At 68.5% G+C, this 21,680-nt stretch carries 20 protein-coding genes, 1 tRNA gene and 1 pseudogene; 14 read left to right on the plus strand and 8 right to left on the minus strand.

Going from position 1 to position 21,680, the window contains the following annotated elements:
• The first annotated feature begins 333 nt into the window (after window positions 1-333).
• The 4 genes from VEC11_RS02390 to VEC11_RS02405 all read left to right on the plus strand — a co-directional run bounded on the left by VEC11_RS02390 (window position 334) and on the right by VEC11_RS02405 (window position 5,665).
• Window positions 334-2,913 carry an Rne/Rng family ribonuclease gene (locus VEC11_RS02390; RefSeq protein WP_464128790.1) on the plus strand — a complete coding sequence of 860 codons (2,580 nt, stop codon included), beginning with the start codon at window positions 334-336 and terminating at the stop codon, window positions 2,911-2,913.
• Window positions 2,914-2,979: 66 nt separating this feature from the next.
• Window positions 2,980-4,368, plus strand: a complete 1,389-nt coding sequence (locus VEC11_RS02395; RefSeq protein ID WP_464128791.1) for a M48 family metalloprotease — start codon at window positions 2,980-2,982, stop codon at window positions 4,366-4,368.
• A 14-nt stretch (window positions 4,369-4,382) separates the two neighbouring features.
• Window positions 4,383-5,129, plus strand: coding sequence for a DsbA family protein (locus VEC11_RS02400; protein WP_464128793.1), 747 nt, complete (start codon window positions 4,383-4,385; stop codon window positions 5,127-5,129).
• A 74-nt stretch (window positions 5,130-5,203) separates the two neighbouring features.
• Complete coding sequence (locus tag VEC11_RS02405) at window positions 5,204-5,665, plus strand: VOC family protein (protein ID WP_464128794.1); 462 nt, start codon at window positions 5,204-5,206, stop codon at window positions 5,663-5,665.
• Here the strand turns inward: VEC11_RS02405 and VEC11_RS02410 are convergent.
• Together VEC11_RS02410 and VEC11_RS02415 are read right to left on the minus strand one after the other, a co-directional pair.
• Window positions 5,652-6,314 carry an RlmE family RNA methyltransferase gene (locus VEC11_RS02410; protein WP_464128796.1) on the minus strand — a complete coding sequence of 221 codons (663 nt, stop codon included), beginning with the start codon at window positions 6,312-6,314 and terminating at the stop codon, window positions 5,652-5,654. The two genes, VEC11_RS02405 and VEC11_RS02410, sit on opposite strands and share 14 nt — an antisense overlap.
• Window positions 6,311-7,393 carry a Ppx/GppA phosphatase family protein gene (locus VEC11_RS02415; protein ID WP_464128797.1) on the minus strand — a complete coding sequence of 361 codons (1,083 nt, stop codon included), beginning with the start codon at window positions 7,391-7,393 and terminating at the stop codon, window positions 6,311-6,313. The genes VEC11_RS02410 and VEC11_RS02415 overlap by 4 nt, the downstream gene beginning before the upstream one ends.
• A 323-nt stretch (window positions 7,394-7,716) precedes the next feature.
• On the opposite strand from VEC11_RS02415, the gene VEC11_RS02420 reads away from it, so the two are divergent.
• The 3 genes from VEC11_RS02420 to VEC11_RS02430 all read left to right on the plus strand — a co-directional run bounded on the left by VEC11_RS02420 (window position 7,717) and on the right by VEC11_RS02430 (window position 9,646).
• Window positions 7,717-7,790: transfer RNA gene (locus tag VEC11_RS02420), tRNA-Gln, on the plus strand.
• A gap of 85 nt (window positions 7,791-7,875) precedes the next feature.
• Window positions 7,876-8,745: a hypothetical protein gene (locus tag VEC11_RS02425; RefSeq protein WP_464128798.1), complete on the plus strand. Its 870-nt coding sequence runs from the start codon at window positions 7,876-7,878 to the stop codon at window positions 8,743-8,745.
• Window positions 8,726-9,646, plus strand: a complete 921-nt coding sequence (locus VEC11_RS02430; protein ID WP_464128800.1) for a glutaminase — start codon at window positions 8,726-8,728, stop codon at window positions 9,644-9,646. Before VEC11_RS02425 ends, VEC11_RS02430 begins: the two co-directional genes overlap by 20 nt.
• Before the next feature lie 379 nt (window positions 9,647-10,025).
• Here the strand turns inward: VEC11_RS02430 and VEC11_RS02435 are convergent, their stop codons facing one another.
• Together VEC11_RS02435 and VEC11_RS02440 are read right to left on the minus strand one after the other, a co-directional pair.
• Window positions 10,026-10,793: a LytR/AlgR family response regulator transcription factor gene (locus tag VEC11_RS02435; RefSeq protein WP_464128801.1), complete on the minus strand. Its 768-nt coding sequence runs from the start codon at window positions 10,791-10,793 to the stop codon at window positions 10,026-10,028.
• A gap of 103 nt (window positions 10,794-10,896) precedes the next feature.
• The gene (locus tag VEC11_RS02440; protein WP_464128803.1) at window positions 10,897-11,982 is read right to left on the minus strand and encodes a sensor histidine kinase; all 1,086 of its coding nucleotides are present in this window, start codon (window positions 11,980-11,982) and stop codon (window positions 10,897-10,899) included.
• A gap of 310 nt (window positions 11,983-12,292) precedes the next feature.
• Here VEC11_RS02440 and VEC11_RS02445 point away from each other — a divergent pair, with 310 nt between their 5' ends.
• Window positions 12,293-12,577, plus strand: a complete 285-nt coding sequence (locus VEC11_RS02445) for a hypothetical protein (RefSeq protein ID WP_464128804.1) — start codon at window positions 12,293-12,295, stop codon at window positions 12,575-12,577.
• Between the two features lie 35 nt (window positions 12,578-12,612).
• Here the strand turns inward: VEC11_RS02445 and VEC11_RS02450 are convergent, their stop codons facing one another.
• Window positions 12,613-14,052: a M6 family metalloprotease domain-containing protein gene (locus tag VEC11_RS02450; RefSeq protein WP_464128805.1), complete on the minus strand. Its 1,440-nt coding sequence runs from the start codon at window positions 14,050-14,052 to the stop codon at window positions 12,613-12,615.
• Between the two features lie 325 nt (window positions 14,053-14,377).
• On the opposite strand from VEC11_RS02450, the gene VEC11_RS02455 reads away from it, so the two are divergent.
• Complete coding sequence (locus VEC11_RS02455) at window positions 14,378-15,793, plus strand: cytochrome ubiquinol oxidase subunit I (RefSeq protein ID WP_464128807.1); 1,416 nt, start codon at window positions 14,378-14,380, stop codon at window positions 15,791-15,793.
• A 37-nt stretch (window positions 15,794-15,830) separates the two neighbouring features.
• A complete protein-coding gene (cydB, locus tag VEC11_RS02460) occupies window positions 15,831-16,826 on the plus strand; it encodes a cytochrome d ubiquinol oxidase subunit II (RefSeq protein WP_464128808.1) in 996 nt (331 codons plus the stop codon).
• Here cydB and VEC11_RS02465 read toward each other — a convergent pair.
• Window positions 16,827-17,210: pseudogene (locus VEC11_RS02465) on the minus strand (diacylglycerol kinase).
• Window positions 17,211-17,275: 65 nt separating this feature from the next.
• Between VEC11_RS02465 and VEC11_RS02470 the strand changes: the two are divergent.
• The 4 genes from VEC11_RS02470 to typA all read left to right on the plus strand — a co-directional run bounded on the left by VEC11_RS02470 (window position 17,276) and on the right by typA (window position 20,533).
• Window positions 17,276-17,398, plus strand: coding sequence for a DUF2474 domain-containing protein (locus tag VEC11_RS02470; protein WP_464128809.1), 123 nt, complete (start codon window positions 17,276-17,278; stop codon window positions 17,396-17,398).
• A gap of 190 nt (window positions 17,399-17,588) precedes the next feature.
• Window positions 17,589-18,014: a MarR family winged helix-turn-helix transcriptional regulator gene (locus VEC11_RS02475; protein ID WP_464128810.1), complete on the plus strand. Its 426-nt coding sequence runs from the start codon at window positions 17,589-17,591 to the stop codon at window positions 18,012-18,014.
• 10 nt (window positions 18,015-18,024) lie between these two features.
• Window positions 18,025-18,609 carry a DUF922 domain-containing protein gene (locus VEC11_RS02480; protein WP_464128812.1) on the plus strand — a complete coding sequence of 195 codons (585 nt, stop codon included), beginning with the start codon at window positions 18,025-18,027 and terminating at the stop codon, window positions 18,607-18,609.
• An 85-nt stretch (window positions 18,610-18,694) separates the two neighbouring features.
• Window positions 18,695-20,533, plus strand: a complete 1,839-nt coding sequence (typA, locus tag VEC11_RS02485; RefSeq protein ID WP_464128813.1) for a translational GTPase TypA — start codon at window positions 18,695-18,697, stop codon at window positions 20,531-20,533.
• A 98-nt stretch (window positions 20,534-20,631) separates the two neighbouring features.
• On the opposite strand, the gene VEC11_RS02490 is transcribed toward typA, so the two are convergent.
• Both VEC11_RS02490 and VEC11_RS02495 read right to left on the minus strand, forming a co-directional pair.
• Window positions 20,632-21,018, minus strand: a complete 387-nt coding sequence (locus tag VEC11_RS02490) for a hypothetical protein (protein ID WP_464128815.1) — start codon at window positions 21,016-21,018, stop codon at window positions 20,632-20,634.
• A 51-nt stretch (window positions 21,019-21,069) separates the two neighbouring features.
• Window positions 21,070-21,453 (minus strand): hypothetical protein, encoded by a 384-nt coding sequence (locus VEC11_RS02495; RefSeq protein ID WP_464128816.1) that lies wholly within the window; start codon window positions 21,451-21,453, stop codon window positions 21,070-21,072.
• Window positions 21,454-21,680 lie beyond the last annotated feature (227 nt).

Below are 21,680 nucleotides of genomic sequence, written 5' to 3' on the forward strand. Positions count from 1 at the left end.
CTGCGGAGGTTGTCGCGGGGCATGGGCGATGCTAGCTCGGGCAAATCGCAGCCATCTGGCGCGATGAGATTGCGCCGGCGTCCCTCGCCGGCCCGCTAGGTTGACGCTGTATGTGGCATTTTTCCTCCAGGCTGACGCGCCGCCTTTCCGGCGACGGCGGGCTTGGCGGACGTCGGCCCGTCCCGGTGACGGGCCTGCCCCAGACAGCAGACGCAATGCTTTATCTTTCAACCCGGACACTGGACGCGCGGCCGGATTTCGCCGCGCCTCCGTCCATATTCGAGCGCGCGCCGCTTACTCTCGGGAGCAGGCTGCGCGCGTGGAGACTGTTTAATGACCATGCGCATGCTGATCGACGCGCGCCACCAGGAAGAGACAAGGGTGGCGGTGCTCAAGGGAAACCGGATCGAGGAATTTGATTTCGAGTCCGCCGAGCACAAGCAGCTCAAGGGGAATATCTATCTCGCCAAGGTGACCAGGGTCGAACCGTCCCTGCAGGCGGCGTTCGTCGACTATGGCGGCAACCGCCACGGCTTCCTGGCCTTCAGCGAGATCCACCCCGATTATTACCAGATCCCGAAGGAGGATCGCGAGGCCCTGCTCCGCGAGGAAGCCGAGCACGCCGCCGAGGAGGAGCGCCTGCGCGCTGCCGAGCTCGAGGCGGACGACGATGAGAACGAGGTGATCGAATCCGACGAGGAGCCGATCGAGGCCGAGACGATCACCGCCGACGGCGAGGGCGATGAGGGCGACGAGGAGGTCGCGGACGACACGCCGCCGCCCGCTCCCGAGGAGGCCGAGAGCGCCTCCGAGGAGAGCGCCGCCGAGACGCTGCGCCGCAAGCGCCAGAATCTCCGCCGCCGCTACAAGATCCAGGACGTGATCCGCCGCCGCCAGGTGCTGCTCGTCCAGGTCGTGAAGGAGGAGCGCGGCAACAAGGGCGCCGCCCTCACCACCTATCTCTCGCTCGCCGGCCGCTATTGCGTGCTGATGCCGAACACGTCGCATGGCGGCGGGATCAGCCGGAAGATCTCCAACGGAGCCGACCGCAAGCGCCTCAAGCAGATCATGGCCGAGCTGCAGCTGCCCTCGACCATGGGCTGCATCGTCCGTACCGCCGGCCTGTCGCGCACCAAGACCGAGATCAAGCGCGACTTCGACTATCTCGCCCGCCTCTGGGACGAGATCCGCGAGAATACGCTGAAGTCCGAGGCGCCGGCCCTGATCTACCAGGACAGCGACCTCATCAAGCGCGCCATCCGCGACATCTACAACAAGGATATCGACGAGGTGATCGTCGAGGGCGCCGGCGGCTATCGCGATGCCCGCGCCTTCATGAAACTGCTCATGCCGAGCCACGTGAAGCGGGTGAACGAATATATCGACCCGGTCCCGCTCTTCCAGCGCTACGGCGCCGAGGACCAGCTCAGCGCCATGTATCAGCCGCTCGTGCAGCTGAAGTCCGGCGGCTATGTCGTGATCAATCCGACCGAGGCTTTGGTCTCGATCGACATCAACTCGGGCCGCTCGACCCGCGAGCACAATATCGAGCAGACCGCTTACTCGACCAATATCGAGGCGGCGCACGAGATCGCCCGGCAGTTGCGCCTGCGCGACATGGCGGGCCTGATCGTCATCGACTTCATCGACATGGAAAGCTCCGGCCATATCCGGAAGGTCGAGAAGGCGATGAAGGAGGCGCTGAAGAACGACCGCGCCCGCATCCAGGTCGGGCGGATCTCGTCCTTCGGCCTGATGGAGATGAGCCGGCAGCGCCTGCGCACCGGCGTGCTCGAGGCTTCGACCCGGCCGTGCCCGCATTGCGACGGCAGCGGGCTGATGCGCACCGCCTCCTCGGCGGGCCTGTCGGCGCTCCGCATGCTCGAGGATGAGGCCGGGCGCGGCCGCGGCAGCCGGATCGTGCTGCGCGCGGGCCGCGAGGCCGGGGTTTACCTGCTCAACAAGAAGCGCGCCGAGATCGCCGAGGTGGAGAGCCGCTTCGGCGTCCTCATCGAGGTGCTGATCGACGACAATCTCGAAGGCGCCCGGATGAGCGTCGAATCGCACGGCCCGCCGCCGGCCGAGCGGCCGCGCCTCGCGGAGCGTGCGCCGGTCGTCGAGGAGGAGGACCTCGTCGAGGAAGAGTTCGAGGAAGAGGAAGAAGAAGAAGAGGAAGAGGCCGGGGAATCCCGCCGCGATTCCGGCCGCGGACGGGGCCGGGGCCGTGGCCGCGGCCGTGGGCGGGACCGGGACGACCGCGGTGAGCGCGGCGAACGCGAGGAAGGCGGCGATCGCGAGGCCGGCGACGAGCGCGATGACAGCGAGGACCGGGGCGACGGGGAAGGCCGTCGCCGGCGCCGCCGCCGTGGCCGGCGTGGTGGCCGTCGCCGGGATCAGGAAGGCGCTGAGGGCGAGGTCCAGCCCGTCGAGGCCGGGGAGGCCGACGAGACCGAGGAGGCTGTCGAGACGCCCGCGGCCGAGCCGGTCGCCGCGCCCGAGGAAGAGGCAGGCGAGCCCGCCCGCAAGACCCGCCGCCGCCCGCGCGCCCGCAAGCGCGACGAGGCCGAGGAAGCGTCCGAGCCCGCCGCCGCGCCCGAGCCGGCTCCTGCGCCCGCGCCGGAGCCGGTCGCCGAGGAAGAGGCGCCCAAGCCAAAGCGCGGCCGCCGCAAGAAGGCCGAGCCCGAGGCCGCACCCCCGGTCGAGGCGTTCGTCGAAACTCCGCTGGCCGACGAGGCGCCGGCCCCGGAGGCCGCTAACGATGCCGCGCCGCCCAAGCGTCGCCGCTCGAAGAAGGCGGTCGCCGAAGCCGCCGCCGAGGCTCAAGCCGCCGAACCGGTCGCTGCTGAGGCGGGCGACGAGGACGAGGACGGCACGCCTCGTCGCGGCTGGTGGCAAAGGACCTTTGGCGCCTGAGCGATCGGGGCTAAGATGACCCGGCTTTCATCTGGGGTTCAGGCTTTGACGGGGAGAGACGTTGCGATGGCTGATGCTCCCCACGCTGCGGGGCGGACGACCTGGTACGCCCGTCTGCTCATGTTCCTGGCGCTTGCGATCTTCGCGGGCGCGCAGCCGGCACGGGCCCAGTCCATCCTGCGCGACGCCGAGACCGAGGCGTTCCTGCGGGACATCTCGCGGCCGCTGATCGTCGCGGCCGGGCTCCAGCCGGAAAACGTCCGGGTGGTGCTGATCGGCAATAGCGAGATCAACGCCTTCGTCGCCGGGGGCCAGATCGTCTACATCCATTCGGGCCTCTTCACCTCGGCCGAAAATGTGAACGAGCTGCAGGGCGTGATCGCGCACGAGCTCGGCCACATCACCGGTGGCCACATCCTGCGCTCGCAGGAGGGCGCGAGCCAGGCGACAGGCATCATGATTCTGTCGATGCTGCTCGGCGCCGCGGCGATCGCCGCCGGCGCCGGCGAGGCCGGCATGGGCGTGATCGCCGCCGGCCAGCAGGCTGCGCTCGGCCGCTTTCTCTCCTTCACCCGTGTGCAGGAAAGCAGCGCCGACCAGGCCGGCGCGACCTATCTCAGCCGCGCCGGGATCAGCGGCCGCGGCAGCCTCGCCTTCTTCGAGCGGCTGCAGAATCTCGAATTCCGCATGAACATCGCGCAGGACAATGGCTATCAGCGCACCCACCCGGTGAACGGGGAGCGTATCGCCGCGCTGCAGACCCGCTACCAGGCCGACCCGGCCTGGGACCGGCCGACCGACCCCGCCCTCGAGGCGCGCTTTCGCCGGGTCCGCGGCAAGCTCAGCGGCTATGTCGACGATCCCGCGCTCGTCATGCGCCGCTTTCCGGCCAGCAACCGGTCCATCGAGGCGCGCTATGCCCGCGCCTATGCGTGGCATCGGACCGGCCATCCGGACGAGGCCAATGCCGAGGTCGCGGCCCTGATCGCCAGCGCGCCGCACGATCCCTATTTCCTCGAGCTGCAAGGCCAGGTCCTGCTCGAATCCGGCCATCCCCGCGAAGCGGTAACGGCGCTGCGCGAAGCGGTCGAGCGGTCGAACGACACGCCCCTGATCGCGACCCTGCTCGGCCATGCGTTGATCTCGACCGAGGATCCCGCCAATTTCGCGGAGGCCAAGCGCGTGCTGCGCATCGCCGTCGGTCGCGACAATGACAATCCCTTCGCCTGGTACCAGCTCGGCATCGTCTACGACCGCGAGGGCGACGAGGCGCGCGCCGCGCTCGCCACTGCGGAGCGCTACAATCTTCAGGGCCAGCCGGGCCTCGCCTTGCCCAATGCGGAGCGGGCGATGATGGGCCTGCCGGCCCATTCCGGCGACTGGCTGCGCGCGCAGGACATCGCCATGGTCTCGCGTACCGCCATGCAGCGCCGCAACCGACGCGACCGCCAATGACGGATGCAAAGGGGGTGGCACCCTCTCAGGGCGGCCCGGCGCTCGCGGGCTGGAAATTGTCGCTGCTCGCGGGGATCGGCGGCGTCCTGGTCGGCGCGCTCGGCGTGTCGCTCTACTTCAACCTCCGCGGCGGCGCCGGCCAGGCCCAGACCGAGGCGATCGTGCGTAACTATATCCTCGAACATGGCGAGATCCTGCCGGAGGCGGTGGAGCGGATGCAGCGCCGCCAGGCACGCGCCGCCGTGCTGCAGAATCGCGAGGCGCTGGAGCGGCCCTATCGCAGCGCCTGGGCCGGCGCCGAGAATGGCGACGTCGTGATGGTCCAGTTCTTCGACTATGCCTGCCCCTATTGCCACCAGATCAACGGCGACGTGGAGCGGCTGCTGCGCGAGGACAACCGGCTGAAGGTGGTCTGGCGCGAATATCCCGTGCTCGGCCCGAACAGCGAGGCCGCGGCCGTGGCCAGCCTCGCCGCCGCCGAGCAGGGCCGCTGGCGGCAGTTTCACGCGCGCATGTTCGCGCTCGGCCGGCCGACCGACGCGGTGCGCCAGCAGGCGATCCAGGAAGCCGGCGTCACGCTCCCCGCCTCACCCAGCGAGGCGATGCGCACCGAGGTGACCCGCAATGCCGAAATGGCCCGGGCGGTCGGCGCCACTGGGACGCCGACCTTCGTGATCGGCGAGCAGGTGCTGCAGGGCGCGGTCGGCTACGAGGCGCTGAAGGCCGCAATCGCCGAGGCCCGCGCGAACCGGCGGAGCTGAACGTTCGACGAGAACAGGGGGGACTAATGAGGCTTATTGCTTCGCTTCTGTTCTCCGTGGCGCTTATTCAGGAGATGGCGCCGGCCCGGGCTCAACCCGCTCCCGCCGTGGAGCCCGTCTTCACAACCAGCGGCGCGTTCTTCGCGGCCTCGGTGGCCGATCTCGACGCCAGCATCCTGTGGTATCGGGACAAGCTCGGCATGCGGGTGATCATGCGTCCGCCGCCGCGGGACGGGGTCACCATGGCCCTGCTGTCCGGCGGCGGGCTGGAGGTGGAGCTGATTCACGACCCGGCGGCGCGGCCGCTGCGCGAGGTCGCGCCCGCCATCCGCCACGCCACCCACGTCCACGGCATCTTCAAGGCCGGCATCAGGGTGGACGACTGGGACAGGCTCGTCGCGACCCTGCGGGCGCGGGGCGTCCCGATCGCGGTCGGGCCGTTCCCAGCACGGGCCGACCAGCGCGCCAACCTCATGATCCGCGACAATGAGGGCAATTACATCCAGTTCTTCGGCGACTTCGCTACGCGCCCTTGAACCCCTGCGCCACGACATACCATTCGCTCGAGCCCTTGCGGCTCGCGGGCGGCTTGGCGTGCTTGACGGTCGTGAAGCTGCGCTTGAGCTCGGCGACGAGATGGCTGTCCGCGCCGCCCGCGAGCACCTTGGCAACGAACGTCCCGCCGGGCGACAGTATCTCGCAGGCGAAATCCAGCGCCGCCTCGACCAGGCCCATCGTGCGCAGGTGATCGGTCTGGGGATGGCCGACGGTATTGGCGGCCATGTCCGAGAGGACGAGATCGGCGGGGCCGCCCAGGGCCGCCTTGAGTTCGTCCGGCGCCGCTTCGTCCATGAAGTCCATCTGCAGCAGGGTCGCGCCCTCGATCGGATCGGTCGGCAGCAGGTCGATGCCGACCAGCCCCGCCTGCGGCAGCCGCTGGCGCACCACCTGCGCCCAGCCGCCGGGCGCGACGCCGAGATCGACGACCCTTTTCGCGCCTTTCAGGAAGCCGAAACGCTCGTCCAGCTCGATCAATTTGTAGGCCGCCCGCGAGCGATAGCCGTCGGCCCTGGCCTTCTTCACATAGGGGTCGTTGAGCTGCCGCTCGAGCCAGCGCGTCGAGCTGACCCGGCGTCCCTTGGCGGTGCGCACCCGCGTGCGCGGGCCGCTCCCGCTCCGGCTCACAGCAAGTGCCCGTCGCGCGCCATCAGGGAGCGGAGGATGCCTTCGCGGATGCCGCGATCGGCCACGCCCAGCGTCTCGGCCGGCCAGATGTCCATGATCGTCTCGAGGATCGCGCACCCGGCGACGACGAGGTCGGCGCGCTCATGGCCGATGCAGGGGAAGGTGGCGCGGCCATCATGGTCCATGCTGGAGAGCGTCTCGGATACCTTGCGCATTGCCGAGGCGGGCATCTTCAGCCCGTCGACCGCGCGCCGGTCGTAGCTCGGCAAGGCGAGATAGACACTGGCGAGGGTGGTCACCGTGCCGCTCGTCCCCATCAGGCGGATGTCGCGCTTGTTCGCGGGCAGCAGGTCGACGAAATGGCGGAAGGCGTGGCGGACGCGTTCGCGCATCCGGCCATAGGCGGCGAGCCGTTCCTCGGGCGTGGCGAAATGGCGGCCCTCGCTCTCGGTCAGCGAGACGACGCCCCAGGGCGCGCTCCACCAGCATTTGATCCGCGGCTCGCCCTGGTCGGTGTCGATCAGCACGAGCTCGGTCGAGCCGCCGCCAATGTCGAAGATCAGGGCCGGACCGTCGCCGGGCTCGAGCAGCCGGTGGCAGCCGAGCATCGCGAGCCGCGCTTCCTCCTCCGGCGCGATGATCTCGAGGCAGATGCCGGTCTCGCGCTTGACCCGCTCGACGAAATGGCGGCCGTTGACCGCGCGCCGGCAGGCCTCGGTGGCGACGGAGCGGGCGAGGCTGACGCGGCGGCGGCGCAGTTTCTCGGCGCAGACCGCGAGTGCGGCGACCGCCCGGTCCATCGAGCCTTCGGAGAGCTTGCCCGAGGTCGCCATGCCTTCGCCGAGCCGGACGACCCGGGAGAAGGCGTCGATGACGGTGAACCCTTCCTCGGTCGGGCGGGCGATCAGCAGGCGGCAATTGTTGGTGCCGAGGTCGATCGCGCCATAAGTATGGCGGGGAACCCATCGGCGTGCGGGATTCTCGGCAGCTGCCGCCGGGTGGCCGGAAGGGGTTTCTGGAAGCTCCTCTGCCGGTCCTGGAGCCGGCGCCTGCGGAGCCTGGACGGCTTGCTGCGGCATCGAACGGACTTCTCGTTATGCTTTCGTTTCGGACGGCCGGAGCCGCCCGTGACTTGCCGCCTTTGTACATGAGGGCGACCGGCGCGGCAAGGACGGGTGGTTAACCGCTATCAAGCAGGGGCTGACGCCTGCACCAGTCATCCCGGTGAAAGCCGGGATCCATGAACTCCGGAGTTATGGAATTGGCGACGATGCCAGCGGGCCGGGTTCCAGAATCCGGTGGTCGCGGGTGCCGGCTTTCGCCGGGATGACTCAATGTGTGAAAAGCCGTTCTGCGGCCTTGACCCGTCGCCGGTCGCCGCCTATCTCGCGCGCCTTCCGGTTGCCCCGTCGTCTAACGGTAAGACTACGGACTCTGACTCCGTCTATCGAGGTTCGAATCCTCGCGGGGCATCCAGCTTCCCCTTCATCCGCCCTTCTCCGCCGCCCGCATCGGGCGTAAGCTTGGCTCGACTCCGGGGCCCGCTCGAAGGGGGATTATCATGCGCCGCTCGTTTCTGCTTGCCGCTCTCGCCGGCAGCCTCATCGCCAGCCCGGCGCTGGCCGACGTCACCGTCCGCTATCGCGCGGTGATACCGGAAAATGCGCCGGCCAATGTCCGCCAGCATCCGCCGACGCTCACCGTCTCGGCCGACGGCGCCGGCCAGGCGCGGATGGAGATGACCGCGCCCGGGGACGCCGGAGCGCAGCCGCCGGGCGTCGCCTTCATCACCCGGGAAGGCACGGGCTATGCAGTGCTGAGCGCGCCGGGCGGCGGGCCGCAGATCGTCGCCCGGGTCGACGACGCCCTGGCCCTGGTCGGCCAGTTCGCGGCGCCGCTGATCCGCGGCGGCTCGATGCAGGACGGGGCGCAGCAGGTGCTGCAGCAGCGCGTCGAGATCCATCCGGTCGGCCCGGAAGTGGTCAACGGCGTGCAGGGCAATCTCTATCGCATCGTCCTGATCAACGGCGAGACGCGCGCCCCGCCGATGGAGGTGGTCATCGCCACCGATCCGCGCCTGGCGCCGGTCGGACAGGAATTCGCCCGCTTCTTCGAATCGGTGCGGCCCACGATCGTGTCGCTGCTCGGCCGCGAGCCGCAGGTCTATATGGCATTGCGCGGCATGATGGGCCTGGGTGCTCCCTTGCGCGTCGGCGACCAGCTGCGGATCGATTCGGTCAGCACCGAGGACGTGCCCGACAGCCGCTTCGCCTTGCCCGGCCCGGCGATGAGCCGCGAGCAACTGCAGCAGATTGCGCAGATGATGATGGGGATGATGCGGCAGGGGCAGGGCGCCCAGATTCCGGGCATGCCCTCCGCAGCCCCGCCGGCGCCGGCCACGCCGCCTGCCAATGCAACAAATCCTCACTGAGGCGCTCGCCGTCGCCGCGCCGCGGCGCGCCGAGGGCAAGGTCGCCGACTATATCCCCGCGCTCGCGCGCGTCAGCCCGGACCGGCTGGGCATCGCCTTTGCCGGCGCGGACGGCGTCGTCCACGGCGCCGGCGATTGCGACGAGCCCTTCTCGATCCAGTCCATCTCCAAGATTTTCATGCTCGCGCTGGCGCTGGAGAGGGTCGGCGTCGATCTCTGGCGGCGCGTCGGGCGCGAGCCATCGGGCGGCGCCTTCAACTCGATCGTCCAGCTGGAGAGCGAGCAGGGCATTCCGCGCAACCCGCTGATCAATCCCGGCGCGATCGTCGTCACCGACGCCCTGATCGGCGAGCAGGGCTCGGCCGACGCGGCGATCGAGGCCTTGCTCGCCTTGCTGCGCGCGCAGTCGGGCGACCCGTCGGTGGCGGTGGACGAGGAGGTGGCGGCCTCGGAGAGCGAGACCGGCGCGCGCAACCGCAGCCTCGCCTGGTTCATGAAGAATTTCGGCAATCTCGCCAATCCGGTGGAGATCGCGGTCGGTGCCTATTTCCGCCAGTGCGCGGTCGCGATGAGCTGTCGCCAGCTCGCCAGAGCGGGCCGCTTCCTCGCCTTCGACGGCCGCAATCCCGAGACCGGCGAGGTGGTCTGTCCGCCGCACCGCGCCCGGCGGATCAACAGCGTGATGATGCTCTGCGGCCATTACGACAATAGTGGCGAGTTCGCCTTCCGCGTCGGGCTGCCGGGCAAGAGCGGCGTCGGCGGCGGCATTCTCGCCATCGCCCCGGGCCATGGCGCGCTCGCCGCCTGGTCCCCGGCGCTCAACGATTCCGGCACCAGCGCCGCCGGCGCCGCGGCGCTCGAGGCCGTGGTGGACCGCACGGGCTGGTCCGTCTTTTTCTAGGAAAAAGGCCCGGAAACCCGACCTTTCGTCGCTGCGTCCGCGCCTTTGGTCGACGAAATCCGCGCTGGTCGAACCATGTGTGACGATTGTCGCATCGTCGCTGCGCTCTGCCACAGGGGCGTCTAGAGCCAATTCATCGGCGCCGTTGGGGCGCCGTTTGATTTGGAGAGATCGAGATGACTGCCGACACGTTCCGCACCGTTTCCACCTGCTTCGCCGCGATGTTCGTGAGCGTCCTGCTGGTGGCCGCCAGCACCTCCACCGCGCTCGTCGCGTAACGTGGTGCCGCAAGACCGGAGGCCGGGGATCGGCGACCGGACGTCCTGAACGAGGGGCGTCCAGACGCCGCCCCGGTCATCCGCGCCGACTGAATGAAGCTCTATTCCAGGCCGAGCGCGGCCTTCGTCGCCGCCACATAGGAGGGGCCCACCTGGACCTCCGCCCCGCCGGCCAGCACCAGGGACAGCGACCGTCCGTCCCTCTTCACTTCCTCCACCCGGTCCGGCCGCACGAAGGCCGAACGATGCACGCGCACGAGCTGCGTGCCCGCGAGCCGTTCCTCGAGCGCCGCCATGGTGATTCGCAGCAGGTGGCTCCTGAGATCGGTGTGCAGCAGCACATAGTCGCGCGCCGCCTCGATCCAGTTGATGCTGTCGGTCGGCACCCGGCGCTGGCCGTGCCGCTCCGGGATCCAGAAGCCGTCGTCCGCGTCGCCCGCGGCCTGGCCGCCCGCGCGCACCGTCTCCAGCTCCGCCTCCAGCGCCGCCGCCCGGTCCTCCGAGGCGCGCAGCGCGCGACGGCGGCGGGCGCGTTCCACGGCCTGGCGCAGCCGGTCGAAGCGCACCGGCTTCAGCAGATAGTCGGCCGCGTCCACCTCGAAGGCGTCGGGCGCATAATGTTCGTGGGCGGTGACGAAGACCAGCTCCGGGCGCGGCTCGACGTCGATGTCGGCAGCGGCGCGAAGGCCGGTCCGGCCCGGCATCTGGATGTCCATGATGACGAGATCGGGCAGCAGCTCGCGGATCTTGTCGAGCGCCATATTGCCGTCGGTCGCGCGGCCGACCACCTCGACCCCCTCGATGTCTCCGAAAAAGCTGGTCAGCCGGTCCAGCGCGAGGGCTTCGTCGTCAACCAGCAATACCCGCATCGTTCCCGTCCCCGGCCTTCTCGCTGTGCGCGGATGCTTTCCGTCAGGCGGGCGCGCAAGTCAATTATTCGCGTTCTTTCCAAGGGGATTGGAATGCGTTTCGCTACGGGGCGAGCGTTACCCTGGGAATGGAGATGGTCGCGACGAAGCGGCCGTTGGCAGGGCCGGCGGTCAGCGAGGCGCGCTTGCCGAAGACGGCGTTGAGGCGGTGGCGGACATTGTCGATGCCGACGCCGGCGCCCTCGGAATCCGGTAGTTTGTCCGCCTGCTCGGCGGCGATGTCGTTGGCCACGCTGATCCTGAGCGCGCCATTGTCGAGCGCTGCGTCGATCTGGATCTCGATCGGCCTGGTCGAGCGGGCGACGCCATGCTTCACCGCATTTTCGACCAAGGGCTGGACGAGGAAGCTCGGCACCAGAGCATGGCAGGCCTCGTCGGCGCAGTGGATGTCGATCTCCAGCCGGTCCCCGAAGCGGACGCTCTCTATGGAAAGATATTCTTCAGTGAGCGCCAGCTCCTCGTCGAGCGGGATGAGCTCGGACGGCTCCGCGTTGAGCGAGGAGCGCAGGAAGGAAGAGAGCTTCTCGGTCATCTCCTCGGCATCGTCGTTGCGCCTGGTGACGATCAGGGCGGAGATCGAGTTCAGCGCATTGAACAGGAAATGCGGGTTGAGCTGGTAGCGGAGCGCCGCGAGCTGGGCCTGCTGTGCTGCGAGCTGGGCCTCGGCGAGCTGGCGCGCCTGCTGGATCGAGGCGCGGCGCGCATAATTGACGTGGAACAGGATCATGTTCACGCCGTAGACGAGGATATAGTTGAGCATCGACACGTAGTAGCGGTCGAAGTCGGTGGGGATGGCGCGCCAGGTCGCCACCAGATTGTTGGCGATCCAGGCTTGATAGACCGCATCGACCAGCGTGTTCAGCGCGGCGAAGAACAGCACGGCGGCGGCGCGCAGCGGCAGGCGGGTCCAGTAGGGCAGCCCGATCGTCGCCCGCGAGCTCAGGAACATGAGCAGGGAGAAGCCGATCGATACCAGGATCGTCGCGCAATCGATCACGACGCTCGTCCAGGAGTCTCCCGCGTGACGCTGGACGATTCGCGGGAGGAAGACGAGCAGCACGAACAGCCAGAGGGCGACCGTCGTGCGGATCGCGTCGGACCACAGGGCATGGCTCTTTGATGAAAGCACTTTTCGCTTCGGCCCCCGGACAGCAGGGCGCCTTTCCTGCCGCAAGAACGGCAGGGTGTCACGAACCATGTTCGCCGAGGTCGCCATATTTACCGGGAGATGTTCCATCGCATCATGACACCGGTGCCCAGGCCGGTCGATTCGGCCAATCGCGGTGGGACGAAGCCGACCGCCCGAGCGACGAACCTGCAGCCGGAGGCTTTCGTTTCGCCTTCGGTCGCAATCCGGTGGGCGGGCGACCGGCCGCGGGACCGGCGTTGAATGGCCCGTCCCTCCTCTTATATTCGTCGCATTCGCCCCGGAGTGTCGCATGAGGATCAAGCCGAATCGGACTGTCGTCGAGGCGACGGTGGAGCGCATCGCCAGGGATCCCGGCGGCTTCGGCTGCAACGTCGAGATCCTGGTCGCGAAGAGCAAGGCCGCCCAGGGCTTTGAGGACTTTCTCCAGGCAAAGCCCGGCAGCAAATTGACGCTGTTCGCGCCCGATCCGACGGGTATCAAGACCGGCAAGAGCTATGCCCTGACGGCATCCGTGCTCGGCGGTCCAAGCGGCGAGCGCGTCGTCCTGGAAAAGGCCGAGGCGAAGGGCGGGTAGCCTGCCGACTTTCCCGCCGCCGCGCTGCGGCCGCCCTAGACCGTCACGTCGACTGAAATGTCAGTTCCATTCTGGGTGATTCCGGACAGCGCGACGCCGGTGGCGGTGCCGTCATTGGCTCGGGTGTGCGGATGGGCGCCGGCATCGTCGAGCGCCGTGACGTTGCCGGAGCCCGGGAAGAGATCGCCCGGGTCGCCGTCATTCCTGGAGAATTCCAGCTCTCGCTTGCCGTCGGCCTGGATCAGCGCGACCCGGTAGGAGAGCGGGTTGGTATTGTCCGATTGCGTTTCGTCGATATGCCAAACGGCGAGGCCGCTGCCCGGCAAGCCGATGTCCCGGCCCTGCTGCTGCCGGTTCTCGATCAGGAAATATTCGCTGCCCGGGTCGCCGTTCGACCAGAGCCGGTAACAGGCACCGGCATCCTGCTCCAGCGGCGCGAGCGCGAGGGTCTCCGGCCCGGTGACGTTGACCGGCTGAATCCAGTTCAGCTGGGCGAGGCACCAGGCCGAAAGCCGGACCGGAGTCTGGCCTCCTCCGGCCCAGGAACCGCCGGCCATCAGGCACCAGTCGCCAAGGCCCTTGCTGCGATAGCTGGTGTCGTAAAGGTCGGGCAATCCGAGGAAATGGCCGAATTCGTGAGCGAAAACGCCCAGCAGCCCGTCCTCGGGCGCGGTGAAATAGGCGAAGGCGGAAACGCCGTCATTCTCGAACGCCTCGGGGAGAACCCATTTGTGGGACCAGATCATGTGGGGACGCCGGGTCCGGTCGCGCTCGGCCTCCGCGCCGCCGCCCGCATGGACAAGGAACAGTCCGTCCATGAAGCCGTCGCCATTCTGGTCGAAGGGCGCGAGGCTGTTGTTGGCGCAATATTTCTGAAGAACCTCATGGAGAAGGCCGGGCGTGTTGTTCGGGTAGTTGCCGCCGGTGCCACTCTCGCCGGCGGTATAATAGTCATAGGGGTGATCGGCCCGGATCCATTCTGTCACCACGCCGTCGATGTCGAGCGCGCCATAGGAAAGGTCCTGGTAGAAGCTGCGCATCGAATCCGGATTGCCGTCGTCGAACAGCAGGCTCTCGAAATGGGAGGCGGGCAGGCTTCCCTGATTGTCCTCGAAGTCGACCAGCAGCACGAGGCAGTTCAACCTTCCGGCCGCGCTCGGAATGGCGGCCTGTTGCGAGGGCTGGATGCCGCCCGTGTCGGCGACCGTGCTCTCGAAGCCGAGCACCAGCTTTTGCGGCGCCTCCTGCAGGGTGGCAGGCGGGTAGATGACCCCGTCGTTGAACCCGATCTTGCCAACCGAGGGAATGGCCAGGAGTCCGGCCATGGTTGCGATCCGCGCATCGGCGACGGACAGGATATTCTCCTGGCTGATCTGTTCGCTGATGTCGGCCATCACCTCGGGGCTGGCAATGCAGGTTGTCGGCCCGCCGGCATAAGATGAACCGCAGCAATGCCCCGTCGTGTGATTCGCCATTTTCCCCTCCCGCAATAATCGCCAAGTTAACATGTTCCACAGCGCGGGAACAGCGTGGCCGCATTACTGTCGGGTAACGGAAATGCTGGTGCCGGACTGCGCAATTCAGGTCCAAAGTGGAGGCTTTGAGCGTTGAGGGGCCTCGGAACGATTGTGCGCCCTGCGCGCCATTTGGTGTGGAATGCGGTCGCCGGGCGGTCAGTCTGCGTCGCCTCGGCGCGTGCGGAAAGTGCATCCACAGGGTCAGCTTTTGCACGCCCCCGGGAGGGGTGACATTTCCGCGCACGGCGCTAGGAGGCGGCAGGCAAAAGGAGCTTGGGGCGACGTGCCCGATCCGGACGGCATTGCACTCATTCTCGCGCGGGCCCAGTTCGCGTTCACCGTTTCGTTTCACTTCATCTTCCCCGCCTTCTCGATCGGCCTCGCTTCCTACCTGGCGGTGCTCGAGGCGCTGTGGCTCAAGACGGGGCAGGAAAAGTATCTCAACCTCTTCAAATACTGGCTGAAAATCTTCGCGCTCGCCTTCGCCATGGGCGTCGTCTCCGGCATCGTCCTGTCCTACCAGTTCGGCACCAACTGGTCGGTCTTCTCCGACCGCGCCGGGCCGATCATCGGGCCGCTCATGGCCTATGAGGTGCTCACCGCCTTCTTCCTCGAGGCCGGCTTCCTCGGCGTGATGCTGTTCGGCATGGGCCGCGTCGGCAGGAAGCTCCATTTCGCCGCCACCCTGATGGTCGCGCTCGGCACCTTCCTCTCGGCCTTCTGGATCCTGTCGGCGAACAGCTGGATGCACACGCCGGCCGGCTATGCGGTGAACGAGGCGGGCCAGTTCGTGCCGGCGGGGTCTTGGCTCGACATCATCTTCAACCCCAGCTTCCCCTACCGTCTCGCCCACACCGTGCTCGCCGCCTACCTGACGACCGCGCTGGCCGTGGGCGGAGTCGCCGCCTGGCATCTTCTCAAGGGGCGCAAGACGCCCGAGGTGAAGACCATGTTCTCGATGGCGATGTGGATGGCCGCTCTGGTCGCGCCCGTGCAGATCTTCGTCGGCGACCAGCACGGGCTCAACACCTGGGAGCATCAGCCGGTGAAAATCATGGCGATGGAGGGCCATTTCCACAGCCATCCGGAAGGCGCGCCGCTCTTTCTGTTCGGCCTGCCGGACCAGGCCGCGCAGGAAATGCGGCTTCCGGTCGCGATCCCGCGGCTCGGCTCGCTGTTGCTCGAGCATGATCTCAATGCGCCCATGCGCGGCCTCGATACGGTCCCGCTGGAGGACCAGCCGCCGGTGGCGATCGTCTTCTGGTCGTTCCGGATCATGGTCGGGATCGGCTTCCTGATCCTGACGCTCGGCCTGTGGAGCCTCGTCGCGCGCTGGCGCAGGAAGCTGCACGAATGGATCTGGCTTCACCGCATGGCGCTGGTCATGGGGCCGGCCGGCTTCGTCGCGGTGATCGCGGGCTGGGTGACGACCGAGGTCGGGCGCCAGCCTTGGGTGGTCTACGGCCTGCTCCGAACCCGGGACGCGGTCTCGCCGATCGCGGCGCCAGGCGTGACCGGCTCGCTCATCGCCTTCGTCATCGTTTATTTCTCGGTCTTCGCCGCCGGCACCTGGTACATCCTGAAGCTGATGCGCCACGCCCCGGCCGAGGGCGAGACGCCGCCCGCAGACCTGCCAATCCGCACCGCCGGCATCACGCCCGCCGCCGCGGTCGAGCGGGGCGGGGAGGAGGAGAGATGATGCTCCTTTCGAGCGTCCCTGCCGTGACGAGGCGCCAATGGATCTGACGATCATCTGGGCAATCATTATCGCCTTCGCCGTCGCGATGTACGTGGTGATGGACGGGTTCGACCTCGGCATCGGCCTCCTCTTCCCGCGCGTGCCGGTCGGGCCGGACCGCGACCAGGCGATGAACTCGATCGCGCCGGTCTGGGACGGGAACGAGACCTGGCTTGTCCTCGGCGGGGGCGGGCTGATGGCGGCCTTTCCCCTCGCCTATGCGATCATCCTGCCCGCCCTCTACGTGCCGATCATCGCCATGCTGCTCGGCCTCATCTTCCGCGGCGTCGCCTTCGAGTTCCGCTGGCGCGATCCCGCGCACCGCAAATTCTGGGACGCGAGCTTCTGCCTGGGCTCGCTGCTCGCCGCCTTCGCGCAGGGGATCACGCTCGGCGCGCTGCTGCAGGGTATCGAGGTGCAGGGCCGCGCCTATGCCGGCGGCTGGTGGGACTGGCTGACGCCGTTCAGCCTGCTGACCGGCGCCAGCCTTGCCGTCGCGTATGCCCTGCTAGGCGCCACCTGGCTGATCTGGAAGACCGAGGGCGCGCTCAACGCTCTGGCCCGGCGGCACGCCCAGTGGCTGCTGCCCGCCTTCCTGCTCATGGTCTGCGCGGTTAGCCTCGCCACGCCTTTCCTCGAGGCGCAATATCATGAGCGCTGGTTCAAATGGCCGGGCGTGCTCTTCACCGGCATCATGCCGATGGCGTTCGGTGGCGTCGCCCTGGTTTGCTGGGAGGGCATCCGGCGCGGGCGGGACTGGCTGCCCTTCGCCACCGCGCTCGGCCTGTTCGCCCTGACCCTCGCCGGCCTCGGCATCTCGATCTGGCCCGACGTCATCCCCGGGCGCGTCACCATCTGGCAGGCCGCCGCGCCTCATTCGAGCCAGCTCTTCATGCTGGTCGGCGCCGCCGTGCTCATCCCGGTCATCCTCGCCTACACCGCCTGGTCCTATTGGGTGTTCCGCGGCAAGGTCGGCGCGCATGGCTATCACTGATCAGCCGTGCGATCGGTCCAGCACCATCAGCGCACCGACAAGAGCCGCGCCAAGGCTCGCCAGCAGCACCGCGCCCGCAGCGGCATCCTTGGCGCATCGGATCTCCTCGTGAATTTCCGGATGGAGCCGGTCGATCAAATATTCGAGCGCCTAGTTCATCGCCTCCAGCGCGACGACGATGGCGATGCACAGGATGACGATCGCCCACCAGAGCGGGCCGGCGCGCAGCGCGGCCGCCATGCCGAGCGCGGCAAGGGCGAAGACGGCATGCGTGCGAAAGGTCTTCTCGCGCCGCCAGACCAGGCGGACGCCGGCCCAGGCATGGCCGAGGCGGGTGCGGAAGGCGCCGTTCTTCACGCCTTGCTGCCAGGCGACGGTCCCCACAGCCGCAAAAGGAGGATCGAAGGAAAAGCCGTGCAGCCGCGGCAGCGGGCTGGCACCGTCCCGGCATGAGGGACGGCGCGGAAGGGCCGCTCTGGCGGAAATGGGCCTGGTTCGTCGGCCTATGGGCGGCCGGTGTGCTCGTCGTGGGCGCCCTCGGCTATGCGCTGCGCTGGTGGCTGCACCCCTGAACGCCGATTCTATCCACAGCGCGTCCCCGCTTCGCTCCACAGGAAAAATCCCTGCAATCCGGCGCCCTGCCTGTGGATCCTGTGTCGAAGCGGGAAGCTTTCCAGACACTTGCCCTTATCGACTTATCCACAAGACCGTGCTAACAATTGGCGAAGCACAATCATTAGCTTTGCTAAGCGGGGATTCGGCATGGGGGACGGCCAGACTCGGGACGTGGCGGCGCGGCTCCATTCGGCGTCGATCCGGCTGCTGCGCACGCTCAGGCGCGAGGATGACGGCAGCGGGCTGTCCGCGCCGCGTCTTTCCGCTCTGTCCTGGATCGTGGCCGAGGGGCCGGTCTCGCTGGCCGACCTCGCCGCTGCCGAGCAGGTCCGCCCGCCGACGATGAGCCGGATCGTCGACGCGCTCGTCGAGCGGGGGCTGGTCAGCCGGGTCGCCGCGCCGCGCGACCGCCGCTCGGTCCGGATCATGGCGACAGAGGATGGCGCGAAGCTGATGGCCGGCGGCGGCGAGCGCCGCGTCCGCGCTTTGGTCGGCCGCCTGCACAAGCTCGCCGATTCCGAGCGGCGCGCGCTCGCCCGCGGCGTCGAGATCCTGGAGCGGGTCGCCCGCTGACCCCGTGACGATGCGCCGTCTCGCCGCCTTCCTGCTCTGCCTCGCCGCTGGTCTTGCTCTCGGCCTCGGCGCTGCCGTTGCCGGTCCGCCGCCGGCCACCGGACCGCTCGCGGGCATCCCCAATCTCGACGTCGACTATTATGAGGTGAGCGGGCGCAGCGTCGCCGAGATCAGGGCGGCGATCAACCGCGTCCGGCCGACCGACCCCAATGACGGCCAGCGCGTCGACGCGGTCAACCGCTGGTATATCAGCTGGCGCTGGCCCGGGAACGGCCGGGGCGGCTGCGACCTCGCCCGCACCGAGATCCGCTTCACCGCCACCTTGCGCATGCCGCGGCTCGTCAACCAGGCGAACACGCCCCGCGCCGTCGTCGCCCGCTGGGAGGCGTATCGCGCGGCGCTGGAGCGGCACGAGGCGGGCCACCTGCGCCACGCCTGGGACAATCTCGGCACGGTCCTCCGCGCGATCCGCGCCGGCAATTGCGCGACCGCCAACGACAATGGCCGCGCCGCCGTCCGCGTGCTCGCGCAATGGGACGTGACCTATGACCGCGAAACCCGGCACGGCTTCACGCAGGGCGCGCATTTCCCCTGATTTCGGCGCGCTGTGCCCTTGTTGCAGCGCAGCAAAGTCGCTATGGCCGCGGCGAACATTTCTCCCAATCGAGAGTTACCCGAAGATGAGCCTTCGCAACGTGGCGATCATCGCCCACGTCGATCACGGCAAGACGACCCTTGTCGACCAGCTGTTCCGGCAGTCCGGCACCTTCCGCGAGAATCAGCGCGTGGAGGAAAGGGCTATGGATTCCAATGACCTGGAGAAAGAGCGGGGGATCACCATCCTCGCCAAATGCACCAGCGTGGAATGGATGCCCCCGGGCGGCGGCGAGCAGGTGCACATCAACATCGTCGACACGCCGGGCCACGCCGATTTCGGCGCCGAGGTGGAGCGCATCCTCTCCATGGTCGACGGCGTCATCCTGCTCGTCGACGCCGCCGAGGGCCCGATGCCGCAGACCAAGTTCGTGACCGGCAAGGCGCTCGCGCTCGGCCTGAAGCCGATCGTCGTGGTCAACAAGATCGACCGCCCCGACGCCCGCCCGGCGGAAGTGCTGGACGAGGTGTTCGAGCTGTTCCTGACGCTCGAGGCCAATGACGAGCAGCTCGATTTCCCCACCCTCTACGCCGCGGGCCGCGCCGGCTATGCGGGCCTGACCGACGACGTCCGCTCCGGCGACCTGACGCCGATGTTCGAGACCATCGTCAGCCATGTCCCGCCGCCGCGCCTCGACGAGGAAGGGCCGTTCAAGATGCTGGCGACCCTGCTCGACCGCGATCCCTTCCTCGGCCGCATCCTCACCGGCCGGATCGAGAGCGGCACGCTCGACGTCAACATGCCGATCAGGGCGATCGACGTGGAGGGCAATGCGGTGGAGGAAGGCCGGGCGACCAAGGTCTTCGCCTTCCGCGGCCTGGACCGCGTGCCGGTCGAGCAGGCGAAAGCGGGCGACATCGTCGCCATTGCCGGCCTGACCAAGGCGACCGTCTCCAACACCATCGCCGACCCGGGCCTGACCCAGCCGCTGCGCGCCCGCCCGATCGACCCGCCGACGCTCGCGATGAGCTTCACGGTCAACGACAGCCCCTATGCGGGCCGCGACGGCGACAAGGTGCAGAGCCGCGTCATCCGCGACCGGCTCGAGCGCGAGGCCGAGGGCAATGTCGCGATCCGGCTCACCGAGAGCCAGGAGAAGGACGCCTTCGAGGTCGCGGGCCGCGGCGAGCTGCAGCTCGGCGTGCTGATCGAGACGATGCGCCGCGAGGGCTTCGAGCTCTCGATCAGCCGCCCCCGCGTCCTCTTCCGCGACGGCCCGAACGGCCGCGAGGAGCCCTACGAGACGGTCGTCATCGACGTCGACGACGAGCATGCCGGCACGGTCGTCGAGAAGATGGCGCAGCGCAAGGGCGAGATGACCGACATGCGGCCCTCGGGCGGCGGCAAGACCCGGCTGACCTTCACCGCGCCGAGCCGCGGCCTGATCGGCTATCATGGCGAGTTCCTCTCGGACACGCGCGGCACCGGCATCATGAACCGGCTGTTCGACCGCTACGGCCCCTATAAGGGCCCGATCCAGGGCCGGCAGAACGGCGTCCTCATCTCGATGGAGACCGGCGCCGCGGTCGGCTATGCGCTGAACGCGCTGGAGGAGCGCGGCATCCTGTTCATCGCCCCCGGTGACATGCTCTACGAGGGCATGGTGATCGGCGAGAACGCCAAGCCGCAGGACCTCGAGGTGAACCCGCTCAAGTCCAAGCAGCTCACCAACTTCCGCGCCTCGGGCGGCAAGGACGACGCGATCCGCCTGACCCCGCCAAAGCGGATGACGCTGGAGCAGGCGATCGCCTATATCCAGGACGACGAGCTGGTCGAGGTGACGCCGAAGGTTGTCAGGATTCGGAAGCGCTACCTGGACCCCCACGAGCGGAAGCGTCAGTCCCGCAAGGCCGAAGCCGCCTAAACGTCATTGCGAGGAGCGGAGCGACGACGCGGCAAGCCAGTCTGGATTGCTTCGCTTCACTCGCATGACGAGGAGCGGCTTCGACCTCAAAATCGTGACTAGTCCCGCGCCGTGCAACGGATCCGCGGCCCGCGCGGCTCGGGCGAGCGGGTCCAGGCGACCGCCCAGCCATGGCCGGACGGCTGCGGCAACTGGCTCCAGTCGAGCGCCCAGCCATGGTCGGCACCGGCGGCCGCGCTGACGAAGTCCGCCCGGCAGCGCTGGCCCGCGACGGTGAACCGGCAGGTCGCGAACCCCGGCCTCCCGGTCCGGCAGCTGAGGTCCGTCACGTCCTCCGGCGCGCGGACGCCGACGCCGCCCTCGCAGACGTCGATCAGCGCCCGGCAAATATCCGCCTGCCGCTCGAAAAAGGCGACGGCCGCCTCCGCGCGGCCCGGCAGCAGCGAAGGCGCCTGGGCGGCGGTGAGCAGGAGCAGGGCGAGCATAGATGCCATCCCGCCGGCCTGCAGCGGGTCAGCCAAAAGCGCAACGGCCGCTCAGTCGCGCGTCCGCGCCACGCCCCGCACCAAAGCGATGAAGGCCAGCGCGAACCCGGCGTGCACCACCAGGAAGAGCTTGGCGAGCTCCCGCGCCTCGCCGCTGAGCACGCCGTGCACGTCGTTGAGCGCGACCGCGCCGAAGCCGACCACGTTGGCGATCAGCACCGCCCGAAGCGACGGCGACGGCGCCGCGTCCCGCATCAGCCAGTTCAGCGCCGCGATGCCGAGCAGGGGCCCGCCGAGCAGCCGCAGCAGCGCCAGCAATTGCGGCGAGGCGTCGGGCGGGACGGCGCCGGTGCCGAACCTGAGCGGGACGAAGATCAGGGCGAGCCCGATCGCGGCGAGATAGACGGCGGAGAGGATGAGGATGGGTTTGCGCATTGAGAGACTCCGCGGATGATACGCCATTGCCCCGCCGGGGGTTCCCACAGTCAGGCGCCGACAGCGAGGCAGGTTCACGTCGCGGCTGCTGGCGCTGCCGGGCTGAGATAAGGAGAGGCGCAGGACGAACGAAGCCGGAGCAAACATTTTCCTGCAGGCTGCTGCCGTGCGACAATTCGTCGCCCCGGAGCTAGTCCGGGGCCGAACCAGGAGACTCACGACGCCCT

The organism is Allosphingosinicella sp. (assembly GCF_035626655.1).
In the GTDB taxonomy this organism is placed as follows: Bacteria; Pseudomonadota; Alphaproteobacteria; order Sphingomonadales; family Sphingomonadaceae; genus Allosphingosinicella.

Coding starts and splice junctions, on each gene's coding strand:
- VEC11_RS02450 (WP_464128805.1), bottom strand. CDS start 14,052: ATGGCGAATCACACGACGGGGCATTGCTGCGGTTCATCTTATGCCGGC.
- VEC11_RS02475 (WP_464128810.1), top strand. CDS start 17,589: ATGGGGGACGGCCAGACTCGGGACGTGGCGGCGCGGCTCCATTCGGCG.
- VEC11_RS02470 (WP_464128809.1), top strand. CDS start 17,276: ATGAGGGACGGCGCGGAAGGGCCGCTCTGGCGGAAATGGGCCTGGTTC.
- VEC11_RS02480 (WP_464128812.1), top strand. CDS start 18,025: ATGCGCCGTCTCGCCGCCTTCCTGCTCTGCCTCGCCGCTGGTCTTGCT.
- VEC11_RS02495 (WP_464128816.1), bottom strand. CDS start 21,453: ATGCGCAAACCCATCCTCATCCTCTCCGCCGTCTATCTCGCCGCGATC.
- VEC11_RS02445 (WP_464128804.1), top strand. CDS start 12,293: ATGAGGATCAAGCCGAATCGGACTGTCGTCGAGGCGACGGTGGAGCGC.
- VEC11_RS02435 (WP_464128801.1), bottom strand. CDS start 10,793: ATGCGGGTATTGCTGGTTGACGACGAAGCCCTCGCGCTGGACCGGCTG.
- VEC11_RS02405 (WP_464128794.1), top strand. CDS start 5,204: ATGGCGCCGGCCCGGGCTCAACCCGCTCCCGCCGTGGAGCCCGTCTTC.
- VEC11_RS02415 (WP_464128797.1), bottom strand. CDS start 7,393: ATGCCGCAGCAAGCCGTCCAGGCTCCGCAGGCGCCGGCTCCAGGACCG.
- VEC11_RS02390 (WP_464128790.1), top strand. CDS start 334: ATGACCATGCGCATGCTGATCGACGCGCGCCACCAGGAAGAGACAAGG.
- VEC11_RS02395 (WP_464128791.1), top strand. CDS start 2,980: ATGGCTGATGCTCCCCACGCTGCGGGGCGGACGACCTGGTACGCCCGT.
- VEC11_RS02490 (WP_464128815.1), bottom strand. CDS start 21,018: ATGCTCGCCCTGCTCCTGCTCACCGCCGCCCAGGCGCCTTCGCTGCTG.
- typA (WP_464128813.1), top strand. CDS start 18,695: ATGAGCCTTCGCAACGTGGCGATCATCGCCCACGTCGATCACGGCAAG.
- VEC11_RS02430 (WP_464128800.1), top strand. CDS start 8,726: ATGCAACAAATCCTCACTGAGGCGCTCGCCGTCGCCGCGCCGCGGCGC.
- cydB (WP_464128808.1), top strand. CDS start 15,831: ATGGATCTGACGATCATCTGGGCAATCATTATCGCCTTCGCCGTCGCG.
- VEC11_RS02425 (WP_464128798.1), top strand. CDS start 7,876: ATGCGCCGCTCGTTTCTGCTTGCCGCTCTCGCCGGCAGCCTCATCGCC.